Annotated in this window: 23 protein-coding genes and 2 pseudogenes; 12 read left to right on the top strand and 13 right to left on the bottom strand. The window is 58.7% G+C overall.

What is annotated here, in order from left to right; all coding sequences use genetic code 11:
- Positions 1–215: 215 nt before the first annotated feature.
- Positions 216–425, bottom strand: a complete 210-nt coding sequence (locus G6P99_RS32065; RefSeq protein WP_165124807.1) for a PRC-barrel domain-containing protein — start codon at positions 423–425, stop codon at positions 216–218.
- A 1,519-nt stretch (positions 426–1,944) separates the two neighbouring features.
- Between G6P99_RS32065 and G6P99_RS32060 the strand changes: the two genes are divergently transcribed.
- Positions 1,945–2,229: an HdeA/HdeB family chaperone gene (locus G6P99_RS32060; RefSeq protein ID WP_223974847.1), complete on the top strand. Its 285-nt coding sequence runs from the start codon at positions 1,945–1,947 to the stop codon at positions 2,227–2,229.
- A 25-nt stretch (positions 2,230–2,254) separates the two neighbouring features.
- A complete protein-coding gene (locus tag G6P99_RS32055) occupies positions 2,255–2,548 on the top strand; it encodes an HdeA/HdeB family chaperone (protein ID WP_084518493.1) in 294 nt (97 codons plus the stop codon).
- 284 nt (positions 2,549–2,832) lie between these two features.
- Here G6P99_RS32055 and G6P99_RS32050 read toward each other — a convergent pair whose 3' ends face one another.
- Positions 2,833–6,159 carry an adenylate/guanylate cyclase domain-containing protein gene (locus G6P99_RS32050; protein WP_165124804.1) on the bottom strand — a complete coding sequence of 1,109 codons (3,327 nt, stop codon included), beginning with the start codon at positions 6,157–6,159 and terminating at the stop codon, positions 2,833–2,835.
- A gap of 962 nt (positions 6,160–7,121) precedes the next feature.
- On the bottom strand, positions 7,122–7,835 hold the full coding sequence (locus G6P99_RS32045) for a type 1 glutamine amidotransferase domain-containing protein (RefSeq protein WP_165124801.1): 714 nt from the start codon (positions 7,833–7,835) through the stop codon (positions 7,122–7,124).
- A gap of 320 nt (positions 7,836–8,155) precedes the next feature.
- Between G6P99_RS32045 and G6P99_RS32040 the strand changes: the two genes are divergently transcribed.
- The 3 genes and pseudogenes from G6P99_RS32040 to G6P99_RS32030 all read left to right on the top strand — a co-directional run.
- Positions 8,156–8,575 (top strand): cupin domain-containing protein, encoded by a 420-nt coding sequence (locus tag G6P99_RS32040; RefSeq protein WP_165124798.1) that lies wholly within the window; start codon positions 8,156–8,158, stop codon positions 8,573–8,575.
- Between the two features lie 101 nt (positions 8,576–8,676).
- Positions 8,677–9,777, top strand: coding sequence for a mandelate racemase/muconate lactonizing enzyme family protein (locus tag G6P99_RS32035; protein ID WP_165124795.1), 1,101 nt, complete (start codon positions 8,677–8,679; stop codon positions 9,775–9,777).
- Positions 9,749–9,958, top strand: a pseudogene (locus G6P99_RS32030) (FAD-binding protein); the annotation flags it as partial. The gene G6P99_RS32035 and the pseudogene G6P99_RS32030, both read left to right, overlap by 29 nt.
- Positions 9,959–10,014: 56 nt before the next feature.
- Here the strand turns inward: G6P99_RS32030 and G6P99_RS32025 are convergent.
- Complete coding sequence (locus G6P99_RS32025) at positions 10,015–10,887, bottom strand: N-acyl homoserine lactonase family protein (RefSeq protein ID WP_246709672.1); 873 nt, start codon at positions 10,885–10,887, stop codon at positions 10,015–10,017.
- Positions 10,888–11,309: 422 nt separating this feature from the next.
- On the opposite strand from G6P99_RS32025, the gene G6P99_RS32020 reads away from it, so the two are divergent.
- Complete coding sequence (locus G6P99_RS32020) at positions 11,310–11,714, top strand: cupin domain-containing protein (protein WP_165124786.1); 405 nt, start codon at positions 11,310–11,312, stop codon at positions 11,712–11,714.
- Between the two features lie 260 nt (positions 11,715–11,974).
- Here the strand turns inward: G6P99_RS32020 and G6P99_RS32015 are convergent, their stop codons facing one another.
- From G6P99_RS32015 to G6P99_RS31985, 7 genes and pseudogenes are all read right to left on the bottom strand, one after another.
- Positions 11,975–12,922, bottom strand: coding sequence for an alpha/beta fold hydrolase (locus G6P99_RS32015; protein ID WP_205751523.1), 948 nt, complete (start codon positions 12,920–12,922; stop codon positions 11,975–11,977).
- A 69-nt stretch (positions 12,923–12,991) separates the two neighbouring features.
- Positions 12,992–13,387, bottom strand: a complete 396-nt coding sequence (locus tag G6P99_RS32010; RefSeq protein WP_165124783.1) for a GlcG/HbpS family heme-binding protein — start codon at positions 13,385–13,387, stop codon at positions 12,992–12,994.
- 79 nt (positions 13,388–13,466) lie between these two features.
- Positions 13,467–14,321 (bottom strand): annotated as a pseudogene (locus G6P99_RS32005) (enoyl-CoA hydratase/isomerase family protein); the annotation flags it as partial.
- A gap of 175 nt (positions 14,322–14,496) precedes the next feature.
- Positions 14,497–14,928: a PPC domain-containing DNA-binding protein gene (locus G6P99_RS32000; protein WP_165124780.1), complete on the bottom strand. Its 432-nt coding sequence runs from the start codon at positions 14,926–14,928 to the stop codon at positions 14,497–14,499.
- Positions 14,929–14,939: 11 nt separating this feature from the next.
- Positions 14,940–15,959 (bottom strand): alpha/beta fold hydrolase, encoded by a 1,020-nt coding sequence (locus tag G6P99_RS31995; RefSeq protein WP_246709670.1) that lies wholly within the window; start codon positions 15,957–15,959, stop codon positions 14,940–14,942.
- 164 nt (positions 15,960–16,123) lie between these two features.
- Entirely contained in the window at positions 16,124–16,540 is a 417-nt protein-coding gene (locus G6P99_RS31990; RefSeq protein ID WP_165124777.1) for an organic hydroperoxide resistance protein, read from the bottom strand.
- Positions 16,541–16,612: 72 nt separating this feature from the next.
- Positions 16,613–17,509: an alpha/beta fold hydrolase gene (locus G6P99_RS31985; protein ID WP_165124774.1), complete on the bottom strand. Its 897-nt coding sequence runs from the start codon at positions 17,507–17,509 to the stop codon at positions 16,613–16,615.
- Between the two features lie 407 nt (positions 17,510–17,916).
- Between G6P99_RS31985 and G6P99_RS31980 the strand changes: the two genes are divergently transcribed.
- The 3 genes from G6P99_RS31980 to G6P99_RS31970 all read left to right on the top strand — a co-directional run bounded on the left by G6P99_RS31980 (position 17,917) and on the right by G6P99_RS31970 (position 20,088).
- Complete coding sequence (locus tag G6P99_RS31980) at positions 17,917–18,597, top strand: hypothetical protein (RefSeq protein WP_165124771.1); 681 nt, start codon at positions 17,917–17,919, stop codon at positions 18,595–18,597.
- A gap of 106 nt (positions 18,598–18,703) precedes the next feature.
- Positions 18,704–19,339, top strand: coding sequence for a cytochrome b/b6 domain-containing protein (locus G6P99_RS31975; RefSeq protein ID WP_165124768.1), 636 nt, complete (start codon positions 18,704–18,706; stop codon positions 19,337–19,339).
- Positions 19,336–20,088, top strand: a complete 753-nt coding sequence (locus tag G6P99_RS31970) for a molybdopterin-dependent oxidoreductase (RefSeq protein ID WP_165124765.1) — start codon at positions 19,336–19,338, stop codon at positions 20,086–20,088. Before G6P99_RS31975 ends, G6P99_RS31970 begins: the two co-directional genes overlap by 4 nt.
- A 35-nt stretch (positions 20,089–20,123) precedes the next feature.
- Here the strand turns inward: G6P99_RS31970 and G6P99_RS31965 are convergent, their stop codons facing one another.
- Both G6P99_RS31965 and G6P99_RS31960 read right to left on the bottom strand, forming a co-directional pair.
- Complete coding sequence (locus G6P99_RS31965; RefSeq protein ID WP_165124762.1) at positions 20,124–20,750, bottom strand: response regulator transcription factor; 627 nt, start codon at positions 20,748–20,750, stop codon at positions 20,124–20,126.
- A gap of 130 nt (positions 20,751–20,880) precedes the next feature.
- The gene (locus G6P99_RS31960; protein WP_165124759.1) at positions 20,881–23,235 is read right to left on the bottom strand and encodes a PAS domain-containing protein; all 2,355 of its coding nucleotides are present in this window, start codon (positions 23,233–23,235) and stop codon (positions 20,881–20,883) included.
- 509 nt (positions 23,236–23,744) lie between these two features.
- Here G6P99_RS31960 and G6P99_RS31955 point away from each other — a divergent pair.
- The 3 genes from G6P99_RS31955 (at position 23,745) to G6P99_RS31945 (ending at position 25,761) form a co-directional block, all read left to right on the top strand.
- Positions 23,745–24,113 carry a response regulator transcription factor gene (locus tag G6P99_RS31955; protein WP_165124756.1) on the top strand — a complete coding sequence of 123 codons (369 nt, stop codon included), beginning with the start codon at positions 23,745–23,747 and terminating at the stop codon, positions 24,111–24,113.
- A gap of 164 nt (positions 24,114–24,277) precedes the next feature.
- Entirely contained in the window at positions 24,278–25,348 is a 1,071-nt protein-coding gene (locus G6P99_RS31950) for an alpha/beta fold hydrolase (RefSeq protein WP_165124753.1), read from the top strand.
- Positions 25,349–25,371: 23 nt separating this feature from the next.
- Complete coding sequence (locus G6P99_RS31945) at positions 25,372–25,761, top strand: RidA family protein (protein WP_165124750.1); 390 nt, start codon at positions 25,372–25,374, stop codon at positions 25,759–25,761.
- Positions 25,762–25,845 lie beyond the last annotated feature (84 nt).

Raw genomic sequence — 25,845 nt, 5'->3', positions numbered from 1 at the left:
GTCTGGGGAACCGAAACATTTTCTGGCCTGAATGATTTACTCTTGGGGCTTCGCAAGATGCGAGGCATTCATGAACCCTTTCTCGGCGAGCGACGTATTCCTCACGGTCGCGATCATGAGCGTCACTTTCCTGGCCGAAATCGCTCTTTTCATCTTGATTGGACTGATCTGAAAGGATCGCGTCGTGCTGTACAGCGCGCAGCCAGTGCGAGGGTCTAGTTCTCAGTTATCTTGACGGTTGAGACCGGCCATCTTCCGTCATGACCTTTGATCGAAATCCGAAGCCCGTGCAATTCATCCAGCCAAACGTGTTCGACCGTGCCTGCTTTTCCATCGGTAAGGACGACGGCTTTGCCGATCAATTCGGCTTGCGCCGCGCCGTACTCATTCAGGATTTTTGACGCACGGCGCTTCGCCGATGGCATTGCTCATCCAATTCGGCCGAACCGTCTTTGGCGCAAGGGGCGAACCTTGTCCCAGCGCTCACCCGCTGGAATGATCGCTGGTGATGGCTCCTCCAATTCTCGGAGCCGGTCGATTTGCTGTCTAAGTCCCTCTGGTAGTCCCGGCTCTGGCTTCAGCGACGCGCCAAATCTCTCGCCGATCTCTCGAACGATGGCGCGGCTGTGCGTGTGGTCAAGGTCAACTCGATGGTCCATGCAATTGCTTTCGTTCCGGTAAAGCCAGCGCCAGCCATGTCCAACACCGTAGCCACCCCTCCGCAACCTCAATGGAGGCACGGCCAGCGACTTTTGAATGGAACCGGAGACCCCCGCTTTTGGCTATCTGCGCGAGCGCTCGTTTTCACAACAGCGGGTCTTTGGTAGCGACCTTTGGCTATCCGCGACATGCGCCGCCTTTCTACCAGCGAGCGGCGGTCTCGTGTCTCTCTAAAGCCTGGCGTGCGCTTTCGTTCCTTCGATCTCTGATCGCGACGCGATGTTCCATTCGGAGGAACCCGGAGTGGGAGGTCGACTCATCCAACAAGGCCTACCAAGTTCGCGCTCGATGCCATCGTTGCGCGCGGGAACCATTTCTGAGAATGCCCAGTTAGTTCATGGGGCGATGAAGGGACCATCGTCATGAGGACCAAATATCTCGCCGCGATTGCGATAGTTGTTCTTGCTTGCAGTGGGCTGGTCGTGAATTCCGTCGGCTCGCTTCATCCCGAAAAGCAGTCCACGCTGTCCGCCAGACAAGTGGCGGACCGATTAGCTGGATCCTTGGATACGTATTTGACACGGTCTGGTGGGTGACAGTCGGCGTAACTCAGAATGCATTTGGCGGCGCTGCCTAAGTCATGGGGCATCGGGCACGTTTGGCAGAGCGATCAGCTCGTCTAATCCACGGTCGATGTCCGCGCGCGACGATACTGAGCGCCTCGTCCGGCAAGGAACGCTCTAACGCCTTTGCCTCACATCCCATGGCGCTCCCATCGATACGCCGCGTTCCTCGTCTGTCGGGTTGAACACGAATAGTTCCGCTGCTTCTTGTCTATGCCGCAACGTCGCGTCATTGAGGGCTGCCAGGACGAAGAAGCCGTCATGTGTGAAAAATGCGCTGAGTTTGACAAGAGGATCGCGCACTACAGGGAACTATCCATGCGGACCACGGATCAACTGACCCTGGAGGGCATTGCGCTGTTGATCAAGCAGTGCGAAGCGCATTGCATACTGAGCCGACAGAGTAAGGCCGCCTCAGTTGGTGGCCTCTTAACGTCACCTGTTGGCCCTTTTCGGACGTGCCGCACTGGCTATCGAAAGTCCGGTGTCGGGGGTGAAGCGGACGTCACGGTTGAGCGCTCCGACTTCCGAGTCTGACCCCAAGCGGATCTAGATCAACATGAGCGGGCGCGACACTCCGTTTTCTTGCGTCGTTGTGGCCGCAGTGCTCTCCATAATCCCGGGTAGATCAGCATCAAGGACGACCCCGATGAGATGTAGATTGATCAGTCTGACGTTTGCTGTCTCGATAGTTCCGATCGTTGCGAATGCGCAGGTAACCATTGATATGGGCAAGATCATATGTAGCCAATATCTCGCTATGCCGCAGTCACAGTCGGATAAATTTTCTGCCTGGATGAGCGGCTGGTTCAGTTATCAGAACAGCAGGACTTTTGTGGATCTTGCCTTGCATCAACAAAATATCGCCAACGTAAAGGCATGGTGCCAATACCATCCAGCGGAAAGCGTTATGTATGGCTTGCAACAATCGGTAGGCAAGAATTGAGGGCTCGAGAGTTTGGAGGATCGTTATGAGATGCAGGACTTTTGTCGTTTCTGTGATTTTGATAGGCGCGGCCTCAGCGCCAGCCGCGGCTCAGATCAGGCTGGACATGAACAAGATCACTTGTGGAAATTGGCTAGGATACGGTTCAGCAGATCGGGATTTCGTAAGGTATTTCATGAGCGGCTACTATAACGCGGCCGCAAAAAATAATGTCTTGGACTACGACCGTTTGCAAAAGAATTCGGAAAAGGTTGCGGCCTATTGCAAAAAGCACAAATCCGACACGCTGCCAACCGCCATTCAAAAAAGTGCCAGCTAGATTGTGAACCCCGACGGGCGTCGCCGCCGGAGCCTTAGCCGGCGATATTCCCACGCCTCGACCGAGAGTTGAACGGGCCACGGGAACTGCGCAACCGCCTCCTTATCGTTGCTCGCATAACCGTGCGTCGCTTCAGTACGTCTCCTTTTGGCCCTTTTCGGAAGTGTCGGGCTGGCTATCGAAAGTCCGGTGACGGGGGGTGAAGCGGACCTCACGATTGTGCGTTCCGACTTCTCAGTTTGACCCCAAGCAGAAGTCGCGGGTTCGAAAAAAAAGTGCTCTTTCTACGCCAACTCGGCTAATAGCGTGGCCACCTCTTTGAGGTCGCGCGTATCGAAGCCTTCAGTGAAGGAGCGGTAAATCGGTGCGAGCAGATCGTGGGCTTCGGCTCGCCTGCCTTGACCACGCCAGAGGTGAGCCATTCTCGTGCCGGCCCGTAATTCCCAGAATCTCGAACCTTGTTTCTTCGCTGTGTGAAGCGCGCGATGCAGCCAGCGTTCGGCGTCGTCTAGATCCGACCCGGTGATCAGCGCCTCAGCCATGAGCCGATACAGCTCCGCCTCGTACCACCGCTCATCAGTTCGTTCGACCACCTCCAGGGCCTTGTTTAACAGGCCGATCCCGTCGGCGTTCTGGTTCGCGCGCCTGTGTGCTTCCGCTAGTAGACCAAGGTAGTAAGGCACTTTGATCTCGGCCCCCGTTGCTCGCTTAGTCGCCAGCCCCCACTGCATTTTTCTGATGGCTTCGTCGATGGATCCTTCCATCTCAAGCGTGGCCCATGCCCGGAAACAGGTGCCTGATCCCACGAAGTGGGGAAAAGCGAGTTCGGTGGCGAGTGCGACCAGCTCCTCGGCTCGTTCCTCAAGGATAGCTGCTTCGCCGCGAAGCTGGTGAAAGACACAATTGACGTGCAGAGCGAACGCCAATGTATAAGGATGCGACAGTTCACGCGCGGAGGCTAGCGCGCGTTGGCTTTGCGCCAGCGCTTCGTCCGGTCGTCCGAGCAGCTGAAGTATCCAGGCGATGAAGCTCTCGCAGTTAACGCGCGGATCGTGGGGTGTCAGCTTCGGAGGTCGGTGCTCAGCCGGGTCATAGAAATCGAGCGCCTGTCGCAGATGGGGAAGCGCGCGACTGAATTGCGCACGAAACAAAAGACTGATGCCCAGGTTTCGGTGCGCTATAAGCTTAATGTCCCTGTCACTTCGGCGTTCGGAAAGCAGGAGTAATTCGTTCGCCAGATCATGGGCCGCGCGGATCTCTGCGCTATTGTGCAAGAACGAGTGGGCGCCGGACCATGCTGTCGCTACCTGGGCCCCTTCCGGAGTGTCACGGCACAGCTCGCGAGCACGAGCGTATGCTTGGCCGGCCTCGGGTGATGCCCATCCCTTGGCCGCCGTCAGCGCGCCGGCGAGCGCGAGCTGAAGCGAACGCTCGTGGGATTCCCGCTCCGGACTTTTCGGCAGGTTTGCGATTAGGTTGAGTGCCTTGCCAAAGTGCGTGGCGGCCTCGGCCATCGTCGAGCGTCGCACGGCCAAGCGGCCAGCCTTGTCCCAATACTCGATTGCCTTTTCGACGGCGCCAGCTACGGCCCAGTGCTGCGCCACAAGTTCAGGCTGAGCCGCAGCAATCTCCGGAAACTGGCGTTCCAGCGTGCTGGCGATGCGGCCATGCAGTTGCTGCCGTCGGGCGCGCAGCATGGTGCTATAGGCGGCGTCCTGCACCAGCGCGTGCTTAAAGGTGTATGAGGCATCAGGCGGCGCTCCGCGCCGGAACACCAGCTCCGCGCGTATAAGCTGCGCCAAAGCATCCTCCAGCCGCGATGGCGACATATCGGCGACCGCGCTGATCAGCTCATGGGAAAACTGCCGCCCGAGAGTCGCCGCGATCTGCGCCACTTCCCGCGTCGGCGCCAACCGGTCGAGCCGGGCCAGAAGCGAGGCTTGGAGCGTAGCCGGAATCGCCAGATGCTCTCCTCCTCCGGCCATCCATCCGCTTTCGATGACAGACTTGGTCAGTTCCTCGATGAACAATGGGACGCCATCCGTGCGATCTACGATCTGGTCGGCAACTTCCCTAGGCAAGGTCTCGCCACCGGTCAGGTGCGTGATCATTTCGGTGCGGTGCCGGGGCGGCAGGCGGTTGAGACTGAGCAATGTCACGTGTGGGCGGCCGACCCAGGGCGGCGCAAACTCGGGTCGAAAGGTGACGATGATCATGGCCCGCAGTGTCGCCACCCGGTCGATCAGGAGATCCAGCGACTCCAGCGTGGTGGGGTCGCTCCAGTGAATGTCTTCCCATAGCATCAACAGCGGCTGCCGCGCCGCGAGTCCCTCCACCTGGGCCAGCTGCACCTCAAGCGTTTTTTGCTTGCGCTTCTGTGGCGTGAAATTGAGCGGCGGGTAGCGGTCGCCGGTCGGTATCGACAACAAGTCCGCCAATAAAGGAACGGCTTCGCTCAGCTCCTTGTTTGCCAGAGTCAGCACCGCCACGAGCTTGTCCAGGCGGGTCTCGGCCGTATCCTCGCGTCGAAATCCGGCTACCTGCTCGAGCTGGGTGATACTGGGATAAAGCGCGCTATGCTGATGGTGCGGCGAACAAAAATAGCGCAACCGCGTGTGCGGCTCGCTGCCCAGCTGCTCCAGCAGCGTTTGGGCGATGCGCGACTTGCCGATGCCCGGCTCGCCGACGATCAGGACGACAGACCCGTCGCCGGCCTTTGCTTGTTCCCAACGTCGCGTCAACAACGCGATTTCTTCCTCGCGGCCAATCAACGGCGTGTTGACGGCCCGAAGGGCCTCGAACCGACTGCCGACCGTGCTCGCACCTAGGACCCGCCAGACATGCACCGGAAAATCGATACCGGCGATCGCCAATGGGCCGAGATCGCGATAGTCGAACAGGCCGCCTAGCAGACGGCGCGTGTTGTCCGCGATGACAACCGCGTTTGGTTCGGCAAGCCCCTGGAGCCGGGCCGCAAGATTGGGGGTCTCACCAATGACCGCCTGTTCCTGGGCAGCACCCTCGCCGAGCAGATCGCCCACAACGACGAGGCCAGTGGCGATACCGACGCGCACGCGCAACAAGGTCGACAGGCCATCGAGCTTGGCCACCGCCTCGATCAGCGAGAGACCCGCGCGCACAGCTTGTTCAGCGTCCTCCTCATGCGCCTGCGGGTAACCGAAATAGGCCAGCACGCCGTCACCGAGATATTTTGCAACAAAGCCACCTGAGCTGGTGATAACCTCGGCGCAACAGCGGTGATAGGTACCGATGATGTCGCGCAGCTCCTCCGGATCGAGCCGCGCTGACAAAGCCGTGGAACCGACGAGGTCGGCGAACATGATCGTGAGCTGGCGGCGTTCGGCCTCCGTAGCCTTGGCGGCGGAGCGGTCGGGCTCGACCGAATGTTCGGTGGCCTCGCACCTGGATTCAGTTCGCAACGCGGCGATCGCATCGAGGAGAAGGCGGCGATGGCCGACCGCGGTCACGCCCAGGTCTCTGAGGTCCTCGGCCGTCAGCTTGGGCAGGCTTGCTTCGTCGATCGCGTTCTCCCGGAATGCCTGCCCGTAGCGTTCCAGGCCGAGGCTGCGCAGCCAGACAGAGACATCCATGGCGTTCACACGCACATTTGGCCACAATCATCACTGGTTACAGCGCCACAACGCCGGCCTGCGCCGGCGGTCAAGCCGCCCCACCAGAATGAGAAGCTCAGTTTACTCCACCCCGCGGCGAGAACCACGTTTTTTGTCTCGCGAAGCGCCTGGTATCCGAGGACCCAACGCCGGAGCGAGCCTGTGGGAGCCCCCTCAGGGAAGGGCGCTGAGCCCATGCGCGGCGCTTCTCGTTCGCCGACAGGAGAATCGGTCAAACGTCTAAGTCCGCTGTTGTCCCGAAGCCCGCTCGAAGTGAGGGGCAGAGCATGTCCGCTGCCCGGTCACTTCAGACGTCGACCTGCGCTGCTATTGCGAGCGCATCGTCGACTTCAATTCCCAGGTACCGGACGGTGCGTGCCCTAGGAGGAGCTGCACGGCTCGCAAGTTGCCCGTGCGCCGATAGATGAGGGTCGCCCTTGTTCGACGGAGCGAATGCGTTCCAAACAGGTGGGGATCCAACCCTATACCGGCCAGCCAACCCGATAACAGCCGCGCATATTGCCGAGTGGTCGGTCAGGGCTGCACCCGGGGCCTCTACGGCCGGTGAACAGACGGTCGCCCGGCTTCTTGCCGGTTACCTCAGGTAGTCATCTATGGCTTGGCGGGTAGACTCAGTAAGTTCGAACTTGACCGGCCGCCCCGTTTTCTTCTGGCGGACGTTGCTCTATCGGCTGCATAGCCGCTTGGTGCCACGTCTAGATGAATTCAAAGATGAGGCTCGCAGTCTGGGTGCCGCCAGACACCGCTGAACTGCGTTGAGGGCAGCCTCGATCATGGGGCTGCTCCTGCTCCGCGGGGGGAGGCCACGTAGCGGGGCGTCCAAACCTTGGCGCGGACACGTTGCTCGAACCTGGTCGATCGGAACGTTGCTAACACGCTCTGCATTATGTGTGTACGCGATCGTTCGGCTGGTCTTCGGTCTACGAAGCCCGCGCGGCGGCAGCCGCTTTGCCCTTTTGCTTCAACGCCGCCATCAGCGTCTTCGCGGCCGAGTCTGAGGAATGCGGATTCTGTCCCGTGATCAGCAGGCCGTCGCTGACCACGTGAACGTTCCAGTTGGCCTTCTTCGAGAACACGGCGCCCAGTTTCATCATTTCGTCTTCGACCAGAAATGGCACCACGTGGGTGAGGCCGACCTCTTCTTCCTCGCCGTTGGTAAAGCCGGTAACTTCCTTGCCCTGCACCAGAGGCCCGCCGTCCGGCGCCTTGACGTGACGCAGCGCACCCGTGGAATGACACACGATCGCGATGGGCTTGCCGGCGGCAAGGAAGGACTCTATCAGCCTGGCGGAATTCTTGTCTTCGGCGAGATCCCACATCGGACCGTGCCCGCCCGGATAAAAGACGGTGTCGAAGTCTTCCTGTCTGACGCTGTCAAGGCGAACCGTCGCGGCGAGTTGCGATTCCGCAGCTGCGTCCTTCTCGAACCGACGCGTAAGGTCAGTGCGCATGTCAGGCTCGTTGCTCTTGGGGTCAAGCGGCGGTCGGCCGCCTTTCGGGGATGCGAGTGTAATCTCAGCGCCGGCGTCTTTGAAGACATAGTAGGGAGCTGCGAGCTCTTCGAGCCAAAAGCCCGTCTTTCGTCCGGTGTTACCCAGCTGGTCGTGGGATGTGATAACCATTAGTACCTTCATGACTCTCTCCTGTATTGCGGTCGTTGAATGAAGCGCCGCGTGGCACCGCGATAGGGACGCTCCGGCGCCATCTCGTTCCTCCGCAGCTTGTCGCCGTACAAGCCCTCGGAAAACGCGGAAGCGAGTGCTGTTGCTTTTAGCTGACAGACCGCGCGGCGCTCACTCATACATTGATATGAGCGACGTCGTCCCAACGTTGAATGGTTCAAAGAGGAGCGGGTAGAACATTATCGCTGCAACGCCGGTCGTACCGTTGCCAGCGATTCCGTGAAGCTGATCCGGTGACTACGGACCAGCTAAGTGTCGGAAAGGAAGCCGCCATGGCTCGCATTCATCAACCTGATCAATCTGTATTCCGTTCGATCTTGCCCGAGGAAATCGACTGGAAGCCGTTTCCGGCGTTCCCGCCCAAGGCTCGTCTTGCCGTCCTGGTCGGGCATCCCGCCGAAGCCGGACCTTACGTGGTTAGGGTCAAGGTGCCCGACGGTACGAAACTGATGCCGCACAAGCATCCGGAAGATCGCATCTACACGGTCATGTCTGGCGTCTTTTACATTGGGCTCGGGGAGACTTTTGACGGCGACAAGGTAAAGGCCTATCCGCCTGGCAGTGTGATCGTTCTGCCCGGCGAGACCTGGCATTTTCATTGGGCTAAATCGGGCGAATACGTCACCCAGGTGACGGCGATTGGCCCGCTCGGTCTCGAATATCACGACCCGCGTGATGACCCGCCGCGCTGAAGTCGCCTCCATCCGATTAATTGGCGAGCGATTGCAGGTGTCGTGGCCTGAAGGCCGTTACGAGAATGACAGCGGTTGGCCGCGTAGGAGGGTCTTCGAAAATGATCATCGCCGGCATCGAGGCCATCCCGTTGCGCATCCCGTTCAAGGCCGGAACCAAATCCGATGCTTCCGCCTGGGGCGACAGCAATCTGCCGGCGGCGGATTCGCTGCTCGTCAAGGTGACAACCGATCAAGGATTGGTCGGCTGGGGCGAGGCCTTTGGTTTTCGCGCGGTCGCTTCCGCGAAGCTTGCGATCGATCAGCTGATTGCGCCGCTGTGCGTCGGGCAGGACGCGAGCAGGATCGGCCCGCTGATGCTGGACGTGCAGAAGAAGCTGCACGTCTTCGGACGGGCCGGGGCCCTGGCTTTTGGCATCTCTGCTGTCGACATCGCCCTTTGGGATATCGCCGGCAAGGCCGCCAAACGACCGCTGTGCCAGCTCTTGGGCGGCGGCGCGGCCCATATCGCTTGCTATGCGAGCATGGTCCGCTATTCCGATCCCTCCCTTGTCCGCAGCAGCGTGCGGCAAGCGATCGACGCAGGCTTTAGCACACTCAAGCTTCATGAAATAGAACTTTCAGCCGTGCGCGCCGCACGCGAGGAAGCGGGGCCTGATATCGAGCTGACACTCGACGTCAACTGTCCCTGGATGTTGCACGAGGCGCGGCCCATCGCGGAGGAACTCAAGGCAGTTCGTTTGAAATGGCTGGAGGAGCCGCTTTGGCCTCCGGAGAATTTTGACGGCCTTGCCGAATTGAGAAAGATGAGCGGCATTCCGATCGCCGCCGGCGAAAACGTCTACACGCTGATGGATTTCGAACGAATGCTGACCGCGAAGGCGGTGGACTTCGTTCAGCCAAGTCCGGCCAAAATGGGCGGCGTCACTGAGTTGATCAAAGTCTTCCCTCTGGCTTCTGTGCATAACATCCCGGTGATGCCGCACTCCTTCTATGACGGCCCGGGTCTGCTGGCGGCGATACACGCAACTGCTGCACTTGGTACCCCTGATTCCATGATAGAGTGGCGTTGGTTCGACCTTGAAGCAACGATCTATGGTGACAAGCTCAGCCCGAAGGACTGCCGGATCTCCGTGTCTCAGGGGCCTGGTCTCGGAATCGACCCCGATCCGGATGTCATCAGGGCCTATCGCTGGAAATAAAGCGATGACCGAAGCCTACGAAATCGTCGAACACAGCTTTGACGTCGTGATCGGCGGCGCCGGGATGCGCGCCGCGCCGGGCGTGGGGGCATCGGGCTTGCGAACCGCTTGTGTCACCAAGGTCTTTCCGACGCGCATCCACACGGTCCCGGCACAAGGCGGCATCTCGCTCGGCAATATGAGCGACAATACAAAGGGCCCCGGAAATGCCGGGGCCGCGCCTACGGCTGGAAAGCATCAGTCGTAGAATGCTGGCAGCAGCTTCAGCATATCTTCTTGTGCCTTGTCGTGATTGATGAACAGTTTGGCGTTGTACGTCGCGATCATCCGCCTGACCTTGTCCATGGAGGCGATTGACGCTGCCTTGTCTGTATTCAGGGACGGCACGATATTTTTTTCGAAATTTTCTTCGAGATGAACGACATCGCCGGACAGAATGATGAAGCCGGAATTCTTCAGATGAACCAACAAGGATTGACTGCCGGGGGTGTGTCCGGGTGTCGAAACCAGTGAGACGCTGCCGTCGCCAAACAGGTCCGTATCGCCGTCGACTAAATGCAGGTGTTTTGGTTTTCCCATGAGGTTACGTGCGAGAGCCTTCAATTGATTCACGTTGTCGTTCGGTCCATCTGGAGAGCTGATCCAGGTATACTCCACCCGCTGCATCACAATCTTTGAATCCGGGAACAAGCCAACGTTGCCGATGTGGTCGCCATGGGTATGGGACAGCACAACATAGTTGATATCGCCTATCTTGAGTCCGAGGTCGGCGAGTTGGCTCGTTATCGTCTTATCCAGATGGTAGACGATCAATTTAGGCAGCGTCGACCAGCCTTTGGGATCGTTTATCGTGGATTGAGGGACACCTGTATCCCAGAGCACCCATTGGTCTCCCCGCTTTATCAGCCAGCAAGTTGACGAGAATTCGATACTCTTTCCAACGTTTTTCCCAGGGGTCCACACCGACTCGTCGTTGGCAAGAGAGTGGCCGCAATCCAACCGATAAAGTTTTTCGGCGAAACCAGCGGCCGCCGGGTCCGGCAGCTTCGAGTCAGTGGTCGCTGCCCACGTACCGCCTCCCGAGAGCGAAGACGCGACCAGAATTGACATGATTGCCGTTCTTGTATGCTTAATCATCACCGATCCTCCGTCCACAGACCTAAATCCTTCACTACGCAATCTCACAATTGCGCGAAGGTCGTTGGATCTTTTAACAAAGGAAAGCGGCAAAGATATCAGACCTGAGGGTCTGTTCTCTAACACCTCCAGATTACCGTGGTGGAACGGCGAGGCTTGGCGGCGGTCTCGAAAATATAGCAACCTGGCGTAAGCACCGTCGGTGTCGAATGCGTTGATGGTTCGGCGTTTCAGCGCATCACCCTACACGCCCGCGCTGTCCCCACTCATACGCAGATATGACTAACTCCTTCTCAAGGTTGGATGGCAGGGTGACCCGCAGGCTGACAAGGTCACTTAAGCACATCGCCACCGGCGCCACTCACATCGCTCCGGCAGCTTAAAAGGAAGTGATCATGACCTGGAAACCCGTCGTTCTCGTTGTCATTGCTGCATCTGTTGTTGGGGTCGCTGCCGTCGCCCAACAGGGGCAACAAGGTCTACTTAAACGAGCGGTGCTACAGACCGGCGACTTCCCACCAGGTTATGAGACGGTGATGGTAATTGCCGAAATGGAGCCAGGTAGCTGTTCCGGATGGCATACTCATCCCGGGCTCGAAAGCTCATATTTCCTGGAGGGAGAGGTTCGCATCAGTTTCGCCGGCAAGCCGGACCTGGTTGTCAAAGCCGGACAACCCGTGCTGATCCCGGCCGGACTTCCCCATAACGACTGCAATGTCAGCGGCAAGCCGTTCAAGGCTCTAGCCCACTATATTATTGAGAAGGGCAAGCCGTTGGCGTCACCTGTTCCTGCCCCGTGACAACCATCAATTGGGCTCTCTGCTTCAGCAGTTTCCATCGATCCAGACATCTCCGGCCACGATCGGCTGTGAATCCGATCGGTGTTGCGGAGACAGCTCAGATGGACGCAGGATCGACGCCTCGCTCAACGAAAGACGAATGTTGGTCCAAACTGAACGACGATAATGATCAGGATGACCGCCAATACGACGATAAGGCGAGTTTTGTGCGTCGCCTCGCTGCGGCCTTTATGGCTGTCGTCAGGTTCGGACGATACGTCTCATTTGTTGAGGCGGTCAAGAAAGCTGCGAACGAGCAAGGCGATCTCATCGGTTGCTTCGTCGAGCGCGAAATGTCCGGCGTCGAGGATGTGGACTTCCGCTTTCGGCACATCGTCCGCATAGGCGGTTGCCCCGGCAACGGTGAATGAAGGGTCGTACTTTCCCCAGACAACCAATGTTGGCGGCTGCGTGTCGCGAAGCCACTTCTGCCAGAGCGGGTAGGAGGCGACGTTGGTCCTGTAATCTAAAAACAGCGTGGTCTGGATGTCTATCTGGCCCGGACGGGTAAGAAATGCGTACTCGTCTGTCCATGTGTCCGGATCGTAGCGATCTGGATACGCGCTGGATCCGACGTGGCGCAGGCGCGTCGCCTCGAGCGACGTGAAGTTCGCCTTGAGGTTCTCGAGCTCGAGCGCTGGATTTGCCCAATATTTCTTGCGCGCCTCCCAGAGTGGGCTCAGTCCTTGTTCATGCGGAACTGCATTCTGGATAATGACGGCGCGGATGCGCTCGGGATAGGAGAGGGCCATGCGAAAGCCAACGGGCCCGCCATAGTCCTGCATGAACAAGACGTAGTCTGTGATCCCCAGTTTTGTCGCCAATCCATTCATCACCTTCGCGAGATTGTCGAAAGTGTACTCGAAGCTGGACGGAGGCGGCGCGCTACTGTTGCCGAATCCTGGATAGTCAGGGGCGACGAGGTGATATTTGTCGGCGAGGAGAGGCAGCAACGGCTCCCACATCCGCGAAGAGGACGGAAAGCCATGAAGCAAAAGCACGGTCGGCGCATCGGCCGGCCCGGCTTCACGGTAGAAGATCTTGAGCCCGTCGATTTCAGCCGCGTGATAGGAAATCGAACGTCGGCTCGATCGCAAATCCTGTGCTGATACTTGGACGGTCATGCAGGCTGCGGCGGTTGAGAGGGCAAGCAGGGCTGGAATATTCACTTGATGATTTCCTTTACTGCCATGAAACGTGATGTGCTGCCTTCCCGATGTCGCGGTGAGGGCAGGCGTTCAGGCGTCTCGGAGCGCCGATTCAAGGATGGCAACGTCCTGCTCGACAGTGCCACCGCTCACGCCGACGCCTGCGACCAGTTGGCCCTCCTTGGTGAGTGGCGCTCCGCCGCCCATTGAACAATACCTTCCCTCGGATAGCCCCATCAGAGGGAAGAGTGCCTGGCCCGGCTGCACGAGCGGAGACAGCTCGGCCGTTCGAAGCCCCACCAACGCGGACGTGTAAGCCTTCCGCTCCGATATATCGATCGAGAAGGTCGGCGCTCCGCTCATGCGATGCTTGAGAATGATGTTGCCGTGAATATCGATAACACAAACGGCGACCGGCACTTTGGCGTGTGCTGACTGCGCTTCGACGCGGTCTGCAATATTTTTCGCGAAAGCAAGTAGATCCATAGTCGGTATCCTTCTCTGATGTGTATTGAAAATTCGGGCGCGCGTGCTTCGCGCGCGTCATCCTCAGTCGCTGAGCTGCCCCAAATAGGATCCCAAGGCGATTTTCTGCGTCTCCGGGCTTATGAAACCCTCGCTCAAATAGAGCCTTGATCCTGCTCTGCGCAGCCGACCGACCGATCGAGACCATGCAGGTGTCCCAGCCGGCAGCGATCTCGACGTCCGGGGGCAGGCTGGCGGCATTTACGAGGCGCTTGGTGTTCGCTATCGCCCACTTGTCAAACGACGCGATGCGTCTCGCCAGCGCGTCGACGAACCCATCGAGTTCGCTGTCCGGGAGCGACCTGTTCACATAGCCATAAGCTTCAGCCAGGTCGCCTCCGATGTCATCGGAGCTCAGGAGCACCTCTAAGGCTCTTTGTCTGCCTATTAGCCGTGGCAGGCGTGCCATGGGTCCTCCCCCAGCGACCAAGCCGACCCCCACTTCCCACTGCGACAGAACTGCTTTCTCGCGGCTGGCAAAGCTCATGTCGCAGGCCAAGGCGATCTCACTTCCGTTCCCTGTCGCCCGCCCACGGATCAAAGCGATCGACACGACGGGAATGCGCGTTATTCGGACGAGTATGTCCGGCCACGCCTCCAGTCCTGTCGGCCCTTGAGACAAGTTGGTCAGATCCTTGAAATCGGCGCGGAAATCACTGTGATTCAAGTAAAATCCTTCAACGGCACTTTCGAAGACCAGGACCTTGACCGCCTCATCAGCCGCGACGGCCGTTATGATCTCTCTAAGCTCACGAACGAACTGTGGACCCATGACGTTCAACGGAGGATTGTCGAACGTGACCCGCCAATAGGCGCTCGATGAGCGAGTGAGCCGAATCTGCGCTTTCTCCTTCGTTGCGTCCATCAGAGCCTCCAAGCGTTGGTTTCTATTCAACGACAGTCCACAGGATGACGCGGCCAGGCGTTAGTGTCGCTTGACCAGCCATCGGTATGAGTTTGCGATTACGTCGCCTGCGACAAGATAGCTGTCTGGCCCAAAACGCGAGACAACTCGGGAGTGGCTCGCTTCGTCGACTTCGCGAACATTCGATCTCCACCAGCGATAGGAGCTAAAGCTTGATCAACGGGATACCCGCTGCGGGATCGAATTCTTTCCCCAGGTGAACCGGGCTCTCCGTCAACACCAGTTCGCATGTCGGACGAACGTGAGCTTGCAAAAGATGTCCACCATGGGCTGTGCCATCGCGCTTGCCCACTACGGCGTGAGCATGAACCAGGGGCTCAACGTCTTTCAAGGCAACGTCGCCGATCAGAGATAACAATTCGACTTGCTCATCCAGAAAAACGGACTGCTCGTACTGTTTGGTTTCCCAATTGAGCCATCCGAGCCTCACGGATGAAAGAGCGCCGATGGCTTTGAAGCTCGCCGAAGCAAGCCTTTGTTCGGATGCGAAATCCCTCAGGCCGCGCGCCAATTCATCGTTCGTTTCGAATACAAGAATGAAGGTTTTGGGTTTTTCATCGACCAATTTATAATGCATGCTCCAGCTCCTCAACTGAAAAATTGGCGCAACTCCGCCAGAAGATCCTGGGGACGTTCTTCCTGCAGAAAGTGACCGCAATCGAGAGCTCTTCCCGTCACCGATGCGGCGCTTTTTTCTCGCCAAGTAGCAGGCACGTCCCACAAGGAGCCGACTGTATTCCTTGTGCCCCACACGACATGCAGTGGACATTTGATCTTTCTAGCGGCCTCGTCGTCGGCCTTGTCCATTTCCAGGTCGATGTTGGCGGCGGCTCGGAAATCCTCGCAAGAAGCATGGATGGCATCCGGGTTCGAAAACGCCCGCACGTATTCGTTCATCACGTCCGGCGCAATCGCTCCCGGAGTCTTGTTCAGGCCCCCGAACATCTCCTTCAAAAAAAACTCCTTATCGAGTCCGATGATGTGTTCGGGTAGCGGAAAAGGCTGAATCAGGAAGAACCACCACATATATTTGGTGGCAAACTCCTGATTTGTCCCCCGATACATTGTCAGGGTAGGCGCGATGTCCATAAGGCAGGCTTTCTCAACGCTCTCGGGGTGATCGAGGCAAAGCCGGTGCGCCACGCGCGCCCCGCGATCATGAGCCGCGACGAGGAAGCGCTCGTGACCGTAATGTCGCATCACATCGACCTGGTCCTGGGCCATGGCGCGAAAGGAATAGTTCTCGTGCCGTTCGCCGCCGTGAGGTTTGCCGGAATCGCCGTAGCCGCGGAGATCCGGCACGACCACAGAGAACTGCTCCGCCAGCTGCGGTGCCACTTTGTGCCATGTCAGATGCGTTTCTGGGTAACCGTGCAGCAGCAGCAGCGGCCGACCGGCGCCCTTTCGTAAAACGTGGATCGTTGTTCCTCTCGTCTTGACCAATTCAGTCGAAAAGCCCGGAAAGTACTCCCCAGTACTAACCGCTGCCGGACCTGCCGTTTTGGATTGTGCCGATGCTGGGCGAACAAAACCGAGTTGGGCGGCGGCGAGGGTCATGGCCGCAGCTCCGAAAAAGCGGCGACGCTCGTGGTTGATTTCGCTCGACATGATGTTCTCCCGGCTATTTTGCCGTGCAGCGGCGTGATCTGACGATCGACACCAGAAGAGCACCGGCCGCATCGGTAGATCCGCAATTCGTAGATCATTCGTCTTCACCTCGATCGGTGCGGATGGATATCAGCCGGTCACCGTCTGCTCTCATCCGGGCGGCCTCAGACCAGCGTCGTTTCGACGGCGATGTTCCCGTGCGTTGCGCGCGAATAGGGACACACCTGGTGGGCCGCCTCGACAAGGCGCTGCGCCGTCGCGCGCTCCATCCCCGGCAGGCTCACATAGAGGCGAGCTGCCAGGCTGAAGGCGCCCCCTTCGGGACCGAGATCGATTTCGAGGTCGACCGCGTGATCGGCCGGCAGCGTGATCTTCATGTTGCGTGCGGCGAACTCCATCGCCGAATCGAAGCACGCGGACCAGCCGGCCGCGAAGAGCTGCTCCGGGTTGGTGCCGGTGCCCGGGCTGCCGGGCCGCGACAGTCTGACCTCTAGGCGGCCGTCGGAACTCCGCGACATGCCGGTGCGCCCGCCTGTGCTGTGGGCCTTCGCGGTGTACAGCACTTTCTCGAGTCGATTCATAACGTCCTCCTTCAGGAAGAGCCCAGGTGCCTGGGGCTCAGCGGCCCGCACCCCGGCCGACTTCGACGCGAATTAGGCGAGGAACTCCACGAGTGCGGCGTTGATTTCCTCCGCATGCGTCCACGGCAGGCCGTGAGAGCCGCCTTTGATCTCGATGTACTTAACGTCCTTGATCATCTTCGCCTGCCTTCTGGATGTGACGTCGGCGGGCAGGATACGGTCGTCATCACCGTGAATCATCATCGTCGGCAAATCGTTGCGCACAATATCGTTGCGAAAATCTTCGATCCAGGCATCGACGCAATCCAGTGTTCCGATGGGCGATGCACCGATTGCCACGGTCCAGTTGGCCTGGATAACGAGATCGCTGACCAGTTTTCCGTCAGCGCCGCCCACGCTGTAGAAGTTCTTCAGGAACGCCATCAGCGTGGCTGGACGATTGGTCCTGATTCCGGCCTGGATCCCGCTGAACACGCTGGCGTCAATGCCCTCAGGATTATCGAGTGCCTTGACCAGAAAGGGTCCAAGAGTCCCGATGAGTACGGCTTTGCGAAGCCGCTTGGTGCCGAACTTGCCGATGTACCGGGTGATTTCGCCGGTGCCCATCGAATGCCCCACTAGAGAAACGCCGGTAAGGTCGAGCGCGCAAAGCACCGCGTCGAGGTCGGCTGCGAAGGTGTCGTAGTTGTATCCAATCGCGGGCTTGCTGGATCGGCCGAAACCGCGGCGATCGTAAGTGATCACGCGATGGCCAGCGGCTAATAATGCGGCGGTCTGTTTTTCCCATGCGTCGCCATTCAACGGCCAACCGTGGATCAATACGACCGGCGGACCCGAGCCGTGATCCTCATAGTAGAGTTCTATGGACGTCGAGTTCTCTTGCCCCACCCTGATGAAGCTTCGCACATCGGCGAGAGATGAATTGCTGGAGGAGCCGCGCTGATCGAATGATGGCGATATTGCGGACATTGTCTTTCTCCGTGGTTGCTTACCAGATCACCTGCACCAACAGAAACGATAGGCGTGATTGCGAATCCATCGAACGATGTTGTCATCGATACTATACTCTCGGGTTAGTCAGAGTGGCGCTACCGCGGCGTCTTCCCGCGACGGACGTGTGGCAACCCACCGACAAGCCGTGCGCGCAAGCTTCGCTCTCGAATCTCTACCGGTGGCGCAACCTTGCCAAGCATCCAATGAGTAAACTTGGGTCGCGTATCCTTCTCGAAGCCATCTAAAGGTATGGTTTCGATGACACCATCGTTCGATAGGTTCGCCTTTACTCGCGTCGCATAAGTCGCCGACAGCCAACACGGCCCGGCGGAAAGCGCGGAACGTTCTGTGCAAACATCGGTCAAAGCGAACGGAGTCTCATCATGCCTCGCCTTCTCGCACTTGTCATTGCTGCCAGTGTCCTTGGAGGTTCCACGGCGGCCTATGCGGCGCCGGCGCCTGAGCGTGTACGCGGCACCGTCAAAGCGGTCAGCGATACCATGCTCGTCGTTCACACGACGAGCGGAACGGATGAGACGCTCGATCTGACTCCCAAGACGAGTTACCTTACGGTGGTGAAATCAAACCTCGATCGTATCGATCCGGGCGGCTACATCGGGGTCGCCACGAAGTCGATCGGCGACAAGCTTGTGGCGCTTGGAGTGTTGCTGTTTCCTCCGGCGATGAAAGGCGCGGCCGAGGGTCACTTTGACTGGGACCCGATTCCGGATACGACGCTTTCGGGTGGCGCCACAACGGCCAGCGCGATGACGAACGGTACTGTCGCGGCGGCGACGCCAGCGGCCGGTGCTGGGACAGCAACGAGCACCATGACGAACGGCACCGTTTCGAGCGCCAGCGCTTCCGGCGGCGCAAAACTGGTAATTGTGACGTACAACGGCGGGAAGCAGATCGTCATCGTGCCGCCGACCGCGCCTGTCGTAACTGTCGTACCCGGCGGCAAGTCCGATGTGACCGTGGGCACGGTCGTCTTCATCAATGCCGTCCGGCAGGACGGTCACCTAAGCGCCGCCGCGGTTTTTGCAGGTCTCAGCTTCTTGTAGCAAGGGAGCCTCCGATTTGAAGGGAGCACCCTTAAGAATCCCCGGGGCGCCGTGAAACAAGTTCCGCAGATGCGCTCCCGAACGGTGGTCAGTGGAGAGAACAGAGATGGACCGCGGGCGCAACCACCTTACTCATTCGTTGCCAGTTCGAATCATGCACTGGATCGGCGCTACCGCGGTCATCTGCATGATCTTGAGTGGGTGGCAGATCTACAACGCGTCGCCGCTCCTGCCGTTCACTTTTCCGCGGTGGATGACGCTTGGTGGTTGGCTGGGCGGCGGCATTGCCTGGCATCTGAGCGCCATGTGGGTGCTTTTCGCCGATGGGCTCGCCTATCTCGCTTACGGGATCTTCTCTGGCCACTTCCGTCGTGACATTCTACCCCCTAGGCCAAAGATCATACTCCGCGATCTGGACGATGCGCTTCAATTTCGGCTTGGCCACCAGCTCGGCTCTTACAACGGCGTGCAGCGCCTGCTCTACATGGGAGTGATCATCGTGATTTGTCTGGCGGTCGTTACCGGACTCTCGATCTGGAAGCCCGTACAGCTCGGCTGGCTTACCGGCCTGTTCGGCGGTTACCCCGTAGCGCGCACAATTCACTTGACCATGATGGTTCTGATCGTCGGCTTTCTCATCATACACCTGGCGCTCGTCATACTGTTCCCGCGCACGCTTGTTTCGATGCTCGCTCCGGTTCGGTCCGAGCTGAACAATGCGCCGCGAGGAAGCGTGCGATGAGCCGAAAACGCGCTGCCGTGCGTGCCAGCGACATCGCGCCGGAACTGGCGCAGCTCAGCCGCCGCCGCCTTCTTAAAGGCGGACTTTCCTTGGGAGCCCTGGCACTCATGACAGGCTGCGACCTTTCCAGTCATTCGGGCATCGACGCGGCTCTTTCAACGATGCTGGAGTTCGACGACCGGGTGCAGGCGGCTCTGTTTAATCCCAGCCGGCTGGCTGAGACCTATCCGGCGAGCGCGATCACCGAGCCCTTCCGCTTCAATGCTTACTATCCGGAATGGCAGGTCCGCACCGCGCCTGTGCAGTGGCGCCTCGACGTGTCCGGCCTGGTCTCCGAGAAAACGCCATGGACCCTTCAGAACCTGATGGCACTGCCGCAGGAAAGCCAGATCACACGGCACATCTGCATCGAAGGATGGAGCCAGATTGGTCAATGGAGCGGGGTGCCGTTGCATGTGTTTCTTCGCCGCATAGGTGCGGATCTGCGGGCGCACTATGTTGCGCTCAAGTGCTGTGACGGCTACTCGACGAGCCTTGACATGGCAAGCGCACTACATCCGCAAACTATCCTGGCCATCGACTTCAAAGACGCTCCGTTGACGCCGGAATGGGGTGCACCGGTACGATTGCGTATTCCGACCAAGCTCGGCTTCAAGAGCGCCAAGAACCTGCAGGCGATCGAGGTGGCGAATATCTATCCGGGCGGCTTTTGGGAGGACCAAGGTTACAACTGGTTCTCGGGCTCATGAGTGCTTAATCGTCCTCACTTCACATGTCATTCTTGCTAGGTTGCTCGTTTGATTCCAAGCATTGCAGCCATTCTCACCAAGTCTGCGACCGATCGGGCCTCCATTTTTTTCATCACCTGCCCGCGGTGGATTTTCACGGTAATCTCGCTGATCTCCAGACGGTGAGCAATCTGCTTGTTCATCAGGCCGGAAATGACAAACGGCAGGACTTCCCGTTCGCGTCGGGTTAATGATTCAAGGAGGTGCCGAAGCTGGGAAACAGTCTTCTCTTCGTCGCGCCACTTGCGGTCCTGATCGAGCGCGCGCATCACGGCATCCAGCATGTCCTGGTCATGAAACGGCTTGGGCAGGAAGTCGACAGCTCCAGCCTTCATCGCCCTCACCGACATCGGAATGTCGCCGTGCCCGGTCATGAAGACGATTGGAATGTGAATGCCGGCCTTGGCCAGGACGTCCTGAAACTCCAGTCCGTTCACGCCCGGTAGCCTGATGTCGAGCACAAGACAACTGGCAACGCTCGGAAGCTCGCTCTCGAGGAATGCGGTGGCCCTGCTGAATACTTCGACATGAAGGCTCATGGATTGAAACAAGTACGTCAGCGCCGCCCGCATAGACTCGTCATCGTCGACGACGAAAACGATTTGTTCGGGATCCCTTTCCATAGCCAACCATCCAGTCTGATCAACAAGTAGCCAAAACGATCGAGATCATCGATAGACACCGCCAATCGCCCAATGACATCTGCATCGAATGCGAAGTCTCACATTAATGATCCGATTTGCACGTGCCAGCTCAGGGCGCCTGCCCCTGAGGCGAGGGCAGGGCGAACTGGAACGTGGCGCCCGGTTCCCCTGTATTGTTCGTTGCCCACAGTCGACCGCCATGATCCTCGACGATCGAGCGGCAGATCGAAAGCCCTATCCCTAGCCCACTAGGTTTGGTGCTGAAGAAGGTATCAAAGAGGCGATTCGCCGTCTCCGCCGGAATTCCGACACCGCTATCCCTCACCGCGACCACGATCTGATGAGCTTCATCCTCATACGAACGGATGAGCAATTCATGCGACCGGTCCGTGACTGCCTGCATCGCGTCAACACCGTTTACGACCAGATTGATGATCACTTGCTGGAGCTGGACCCGATCTCCGACAATCAGCGGCACAGCACTCGCGAGTTCTAGCCGCAGTGTCGCGTGCTGTGCGGACAGCTCCCGCTGCAATAGAGCGGTGACCTCGCAGATGATGTCATTGACGTTAAGCAGGGCCCGCTGGCTATCCGCCTTTTTCAGGAGTCCGCGGACGCGCCGTATTACTTCGTCCGCCCGTTTGCCATCCTTGACGATCCATTCGATGGCGCCGCGCAGTTTATTCAGGTCGGGTGTTTCGCGGCGAAGAAAGCGCAGGCAGGCCTGGCCGTTGGCCACGATCGCGGCGAGCGGTTGGTTCACCTCGTGCGCGATCGAGGCGCTTATTTCTCCGAGCGTCGCCACCCGGCAGGCGTGAGCCAGCGCGGTCTGAGCGGCGTCCAGTGCGGCCTGCGACTTCCTGCTCTCCGTAATGTCCATCAAGGCGCCGACGATTTCCTCCTTGCCCGATGCGTACTTCACGCGATGCGCACGGACATGGAGGTGCTTGATTTGTCCATCCGGCATCAGCAGCCGCAGTTCGAAATCGTCGTGGTTCTGCGCGCCCAGTACCGCACGATCGGTTTCGCGCGCGCGATCATCTGGATGGACGCGCTGCATGATCAGGTCGAGCGAGGGTTTGACGCTCCGATCGAAGCCCATGATCTGGTAAGTCTCGTCCGACCAGAAGATGTCGTCGTTGGCGAGATCCCAGGAAAAACTGCCGGTGAGACTGAGCTTCTGCGCTTCGGCCAAATTGGCCTCGCTGCGTTGCAGGGCGTTCTCGGCGACCTTCTGATCGTCGACGTCAATACCGACCGAATACCATTTGACAATGTTTCCCCGCTCGTCGCGCAATGGCGCGCGTCGCATGTTATACCACCGATAGGCGCCATCAGCCCGGCGTGTGCGCACATCCACGGACAGCGTCTCGCCCTTTGCCTGTGCAACGCGCCACGCGTTATCGAATCGTTCGACATCGTCCGGATGATAGTAGATAGAGGTATTCAGTCCTTTGCCCGTCGCTTCTCGTTGCGTATGGCCGGTATAATTCTGCCATGGTTGATTGACGAAACTGCGCGTGCCATCCGGATCGAAAGTGGAAACCATGACCGGGATTGAATCGATCGTCAGCTGAAGCTCGCGCCTTGCCTCGGACAGGGCCGCCTCGCTGCGTCGCTGAGCCTCTTCAGCCAGTCTTCGATCTTCGATGTCGAATGCGACGGCATACCATTTGATGACATTGCCGCTGTCGTCGTGCAGCGGTACGCGGCGGACCCGGTGCCATCGGTACTCTCCGTCAGCTCTCCGCAGGCGTTGTTCCAGCTCGAACGGCCCGCCCGTAGCAATATGTGAGCGCCACTCGCGCTCTACCATTGCGAGGTCATCTGGATGGAGCGCGGACCCCCAACGGTGGCCCTCGAGATTGTCTCGCGAAAGTCCCGTGTAGTCTCGCCAGGTTTTATTTCGAAAATCCATCATTCCATCGGGCCGGTAGCGCGCGGCCAGTACCGGAATGTTGTCAACGATTAACCGAAGTTCTTGTTCGGTCCTCCGCACGTTCTCTTCCGCTCGCCTGCGCTCGGTATTCTCCACGTGCAGCGACTCGTTGAGCTTTCGCAATTCCCGGACCGTCTGCTGCTGTTCGTCGCGCATCCGTCGCAGCGAAGCTGTCGCCCGGCCCTGTACTGCACTCAACGACACCACAAACAGTGACGCGATGGTAAGCAGCACGAGCCGCGGGAATTCCTTGGACTCAAAGGCGAATGAATAGATCGGCTGTATCAGGAAATAATCGAAAGCCAAAACGGTCAGCGCTGTGGCGAACAGAGCTGGGCCGGGGCCGGATATCCACGCGACAATCATGATCCCGCAAAGGAAGAACACTGAGGCCGGTGGATCGATGCCCCAGAGCCGGCTGAACAAAACCTCCAACACAACGATCAGGGCCGGCGTCACACACGCGATCCCATAGTCCATGATCACGGGCCATTTGAGCCGTGATGGAAGAGTGGACGTCAACATCTAATTGCTCCACCGAGCCGCCGGAAGGTGAGGTCGGCTGTACGGAGATTGCTTTGGAATGGGAATCTGTCAAACCAGCGGCGCCAAGTGCCCGCTACCGGCAAGCCGGCTGGATGCTCGTAATTTAGTACGCCTGGGACAGCAAGCAATGGCTAAACGTTGTCGAACTCGTGGCGCGCGAACTGGACGCGATGATAAGGCCACAGCTGACGTGTGTTTCTCCGCATGCTGTTAGCCAGCTATCGAATCCGAGGAGAGATATCTGGGAATACGATCGCAGTTATCAGTAAATGAGATCGCGACGCGCGCAGGCCCGAGCTCGCCGCACGGGCAAGGAAACTGAAGGCCTCTTGCGAAGTGACGTCCTCGACAGGATAAAACCGAACGCGTGGCAAAGGGGACCGATATAACACTGGCGTATAATGTTTTGAATCACCATCCCATGGGAACGTTAGCGTTCTTGGCTTGACCAACCCGGCCCGGGATTTAATCCGGACAAAGGATGATGCGTGTCAGGAGATTTCACAATATCCGTCATTGATGATGACGAATCGTTCCGGACCGCGCTCGTCGAATTGCTTCTTTCGCTGGGATATGAAGCTCAGAGTTTCGCGTCGGCCGTAGAATTTATCGATAGGGGCGGGGAGGGGGCATGCGACTGCATCATCACCGACCTTAGCATGCCCGGGATAAGCGGGCTTGACCTCATTCAGCAACTCACCGCTCGCGGTTCGACGGTGCCGGTCATCATGATCACCGGGCACTCAGAGCCGGGGCTGGAAGCCACGGCCTCAGCCAGTGGGGCTGTCTGCCTGCTGATAAAGCCGTTCAAAGAAGATACTTTGATCGTCTGTCTCGAAAGAGCCCTGAAAATCTGATCGTCAGCGGTTCGCTGGAAGCGCTCACCTGGTCCCGTGCGGATCTCCGATCCGATACTGCTTGCGTCTCATACATTGGTGTGACGAGTGCCTTCCGAAGGTTGGATGGCACCGCGCTCAGAGGTCACACAAGTTCAAGTCGGTTCTCAGTTGGAGATGCACCGATGGACACGACAAAAAAATCCCAAGAGATCAACCAGCATCGCCGGAGCTTTCTGGGCACGGCAGTCGTCACCGCGGCGGCCACCCAGCTCCTCTTGAATGGTTCCGCCGAAGCGCAACCAAGCAAGACGAGATTGGCAGGCATGCGCGCGATCAAGCCTGGCACCAATACGTCGTTTGCATCAGTGAAGCAGATCGATGCCGGCCTGCTCAGTATTGGATACGGCGAGGCCGGCCCTAGCGATGGCCCTGTCGTCATTCTCCTTCACGGCTGGCCCTACGACATTCACAGTTTTGTCGATGTCGCGCCGTTGCTGGCGTCGGAGGGTTACCGGGTGATCATTCCGTATGTACGCGGCTGTGGCACGACGCGCTTCCTTTCGGACACAGCGTTCCGGAATGGCCAACCGTCGGTGGTTGCCGTTGATACCATCGCTCTGATGGATGCGCTCAACATCGACAAGGCGATCCTCGCCGGCTTCGATTGGGGCGCGCGGACGGCCGACGCGATCGCGTCGCTCTGGCCGGAGCGCTGCAAAGCGCTTGTCTCCGTCAGCGGTTACCTGCTCTCCACCCCCGAGTCCAACAAGATGCCGTTGCCGCCAAAGGCCGAGTACCAGTGGTGGTACCAATATTACTTCGCCACCGAACGCGGTGTGCTCGGCTATGACAAATACCGGCACGATTTCGGGAAGCTGATTTGGCAGATCGCATCGCCCAAATGGGTCTTTGATGATGCCACCTTCGATCGCACCGCAGCTTCGTTCAACAACCCGGACTACGTGGCCATCGTGATTCACAATTATCGCTATCGGCTGGGCCTGGCTGAAGGCGAGTCCAAATATGACGATCTGGAAAAGAAGCTTGCCGCAGGTCCGGTTATCACCGTGCCGACGATTACTCTCGAAGGCGATGCGAATGGCGCTGCGCATTATCCTGACGATACGCCCTATCGCAAGAAATTCGGCGGCAAATACGCCAACCGGATCATCAAGGGCGGCATCGGGCACAATCTGCCCCAGGAAGCTCCACAAGCTTTTGTCGAAGCAATCATCGACGTAGCCGACATCTGATCGTCAGGGCTGGAGTTTTGAACATGAAAGACCGGGCAGGGACAATTGTATCGACGAAAGATGCGCCGTCACCGACCGGCCCGTATGTCCAGGGGCTGGCTGGTGCGGGACTTGTGTTCGTGTCCGGTCAGCTTCCGATCCGGCCGGACGGGACCGGCCTCCAAGACAAGGGATTCGAACCGCAGGTCCGGCAGGCTCTTGCGAACGTGTTCGCCATCGTCCGGGCCGCCGGCTCCACACCCGAGCGCATTCTCAAGGTGACCGCTTTCATCGTCGGTGCGGAACGCCAGCCTGTGTTCAACAAGATCTACGCGGACGCCTTTGGCGACCATCGTCCAACCCGGTCGCTGGTGCCGGTGTCCGGACTGAACAATGGAAGCCTGATCGAAATCGAAGCCATCGCATTGAAGTGAGCAATCGAACGCTGTGACCGCTAGTTCGCGACAGGCTGCGGGCCGACGCAACCGGCGCAGAGGCGGTTTCATTCAAGGATTGGA

The organism is Bradyrhizobium sp. 6(2017) (assembly GCF_011058295.2).
Lineage (GTDB): Bacteria > Pseudomonadota > Alphaproteobacteria > Rhizobiales > Xanthobacteraceae > Bradyrhizobium > Bradyrhizobium septentrionale.
This window is presented reverse-complemented; position numbering and strand designations above follow the sequence as displayed.

Coding starts and splice junctions, on each gene's coding strand:
- G6P99_RS32010 (WP_165124783.1), bottom strand. CDS start 13,387: ATGGATCTACTTGCTTTCGCGAAAAATATTGCAGACCGCGTCGAAGCG.
- G6P99_RS31975 (WP_165124768.1), top strand. CDS start 18,704: ATGGACCGCGGGCGCAACCACCTTACTCATTCGTTGCCAGTTCGAATC.
- G6P99_RS32045 (WP_165124801.1), bottom strand. CDS start 7,835: ATGAAGGTACTAATGGTTATCACATCCCACGACCAGCTGGGTAACACC.
- G6P99_RS31980 (WP_165124771.1), top strand. CDS start 17,917: ATGCCTCGCCTTCTCGCACTTGTCATTGCTGCCAGTGTCCTTGGAGGT.
- G6P99_RS32000 (WP_165124780.1), bottom strand. CDS start 14,928: ATGCATTATAAATTGGTCGATGAAAAACCCAAAACCTTCATTCTTGTA.
- G6P99_RS31985 (WP_165124774.1), bottom strand. CDS start 17,509: ATGTCCGCAATATCGCCATCATTCGATCAGCGCGGCTCCTCCAGCAAT.
- G6P99_RS31960 (WP_165124759.1), bottom strand. CDS start 23,235: ATGTTGACGTCCACTCTTCCATCACGGCTCAAATGGCCCGTGATCATG.
- G6P99_RS32025 (WP_246709672.1), bottom strand. CDS start 10,887: ATGTCAATTCTGGTCGCGTCTTCGCTCTCGGGAGGCGGTACGTGGGCA.
- G6P99_RS31950 (WP_165124753.1), top strand. CDS start 24,278: ATGGACACGACAAAAAAATCCCAAGAGATCAACCAGCATCGCCGGAGC.
- G6P99_RS32020 (WP_165124786.1), top strand. CDS start 11,310: ATGACCTGGAAACCCGTCGTTCTCGTTGTCATTGCTGCATCTGTTGTT.
- G6P99_RS32050 (WP_165124804.1), bottom strand. CDS start 6,159: ATGGATGTCTCTGTCTGGCTGCGCAGCCTCGGCCTGGAACGCTACGGG.
- G6P99_RS31995 (WP_246709670.1), bottom strand. CDS start 15,959: ATGTCGAGCGAAATCAACCACGAGCGTCGCCGCTTTTTCGGAGCTGCG.
- G6P99_RS32065 (WP_165124807.1), bottom strand. CDS start 425: ATGCCATCGGCGAAGCGCCGTGCGTCAAAAATCCTGAATGAGTACGGC.
- G6P99_RS31970 (WP_165124765.1), top strand. CDS start 19,336: ATGAGCCGAAAACGCGCTGCCGTGCGTGCCAGCGACATCGCGCCGGAA.
- G6P99_RS32040 (WP_165124798.1), top strand. CDS start 8,156: ATGGCTCGCATTCATCAACCTGATCAATCTGTATTCCGTTCGATCTTG.
- G6P99_RS32055 (WP_084518493.1), top strand. CDS start 2,255: ATGAGATGCAGGACTTTTGTCGTTTCTGTGATTTTGATAGGCGCGGCC.
- G6P99_RS32035 (WP_165124795.1), top strand. CDS start 8,677: ATGATCATCGCCGGCATCGAGGCCATCCCGTTGCGCATCCCGTTCAAG.
- G6P99_RS31990 (WP_165124777.1), bottom strand. CDS start 16,540: ATGAATCGACTCGAGAAAGTGCTGTACACCGCGAAGGCCCACAGCACA.
- G6P99_RS31965 (WP_165124762.1), bottom strand. CDS start 20,750: ATGGAAAGGGATCCCGAACAAATCGTTTTCGTCGTCGACGATGACGAG.
- G6P99_RS31945 (WP_165124750.1), top strand. CDS start 25,372: ATGAAAGACCGGGCAGGGACAATTGTATCGACGAAAGATGCGCCGTCA.